Below are 2,311 nucleotides of genomic sequence, written 5' to 3' on the forward strand. Positions count from 1 at the left end.
CCTGCGAGATACACAGACGAACATCACCACCCGCCTCTCCCTTGACTCCGCTGCTGCTCAGGGAAATAACGGCTCCGATCAGCCCAGTATCTCACCCGATGGGCGTTATGTGGTGTTTTACTCTTTTGCCTCCAACCTGGTGACAGGGGACACTAACAGCAGGGCTGACATTTTCCTGCGAGATACACAGACGAACATCACCACCCGCCTCTCCCTTGACTCCGCTGCTGCTGAGGGAAATAGCAACTCCTTTAATCCCAGTATCTCAGCCGATGGGCGTTATGTGGTGTTTGAGTCTGATGCCTCCAACCTGGTGACAGGGGACACTAACAGCTCTCGTGACATTTTCCTGCGCGATCGCTCTCCAACCATCACCCGTGTCACCTCCACTACCCTAGATGGTCTCTATGGTATTGGCCAAACCATTAGCATTACCGCGGAATTTGATGTCCCTGTTACTGTCGTGGGCAAACCTCAACTGCAACTGGAAACCGGAACTACCGACCAATATGCTACCTACAGCAGTGGTACCGGCGGTAAAACCCTCACTTTTAACTATATTGTCCAAGCGGGAGACGAGTCCCTTGACCTAGAATCTCTGACCGTAAATGCCCTCACCCTCAACGGCGGTACGATTCAAGATATTGGGGGACTTAATGCTATATTAACCCTCCCCACCTTGGGTTCAGCCCTATCCCTGGGAGGGAGTAAAGCCTTAGTTATTGATGGTATCGCCCCCACTGTCACGATTAACCAAGGAGGTAGTCAAGCCGACCCGACGGCAAATACCCTGATTAACTACACCGTTGAATTTAGTGAACCGGTGACGGGGTTTGATAAGACGAAAGTTACTCTCAGTGGTACCGCCGGAGCCACTACCACCGAGGTGACAGGAGGTGGTACAACTTACAATGTGGCAATTAGTGGTATGACCCAAGCGGGTACTGCGATTGCTAGTATTAATGCCAATGCGGTTACGGATATAGCTGGGAATCCTAACATAGCAGCCAGTACCAGTACAGATAACCAAGTTACCTTCACTAAAAATACCGCTCCAGTTGTAGCTAGTGCAATTACCGATCGATCAGTTACGGTGAACACAGCATTTAGTTATACAGTACCAACGGGTACATTTACCGATGCTGAAAAAGATCCTTTAACTTACACAGCAACGAAAGAAGATGGAACCGCTTTACCGGCTTGGTTAACATTTAATGCCGCAACAGGCATCTTTGGTGGCACACCTGCAACGGCGGATCTGGGGAATTTGAAGGTAAAAGTCAGTGCTTCTGATGGGAAAGCTGCTACTAGCAATACCTTCATCTTGACGATTACCGATAAACCGAATACTGCTCCTGTCGTAGCTAGTGCAATTACCGATCAATCAGTTACGGTGAACACAGCATTCAATTACACAGTACCAACGGGTACATTTACCGATGCTGAAAAAGATACTTTAACTTACACAGCAACAAAGGAAGACGGAACCGCTTTACCGACTTGGTTAACATTTGACCCCGCAACAGGCATCTTTGGTGGCACACCTGCAACGGCGGATCTGGGGAATTTGAAGGTAAAAGTCAGTGCTTCTGATGGGAAAGCTGCTATCAGCAATACCTTCCTGTTATCGGTATCCGATAAACCGAATACTGCTCCTGTCGTAGCTAGTGCAATTACCGATCAATCAGTTACGGTGAACACAGCATTCAATTACACAGTACCAACGGGTACATTTACCGATGCTGAAAAAGATCCTTTAACTTACACAGCAACGAAAGAAGATGGAACCGCTTTACCGACTTGGTTAACATTTGACCCCGCAACAGGCATCTTTGGTGGCACACCTGCAACGGCGGATCTGGGGAATTTGAAGGTAAAAGTCAGTGCTTCTGATGGGAAAGCTGCTACTAGCAATACCTTCATCTTGACGATTACCGATAAACCGAATACTGCTCCTGTCGTAGCTAGTGCAATTACCGATCAATCAGTTACGGTGAACACAGCATTCAATTACACAGTACCAACGGGTACATTTACCGATGCTGAAAAAGATCCTTTAACTTACACAGCAACGAAAGAAGATGGAACCGCTTTACCGGCTTGGTTAACATTTAATGCCGCAACAGGCATCTTTGGTGGCACACCTGCAACGGCGGATCTGGGGAATTTGAAGGTAAAAGTCAGTGCTTCTGATGGGAAAGCTGCTATCAGCAATACCTTCCTGTTATCGGTATCCGATAAACCGAATACTGCTCCTGTCGTAGCTAGTGCAATTACCGATCAATCAGTTACGGTGAACACAGCATTCAAT

General features: G+C 47.6%; 1 protein-coding gene. It reads left to right on the forward strand.

The features are described from left to right. Positions 1–2,311, forward strand: a 2,311-nt coding sequence (locus tag QUB51_RS09370) for a putative Ig domain-containing protein (protein ID WP_333393014.1), incomplete at both ends; no start/stop codon positions are given.

Origin of the sequence: Microcoleus sp. AT8-A3 (genome assembly GCF_036705675.1) — a bacterium.
Classification (GTDB): domain Bacteria; phylum Cyanobacteriota; class Cyanobacteriia; order Cyanobacteriales; family Microcoleaceae; genus Microcoleus.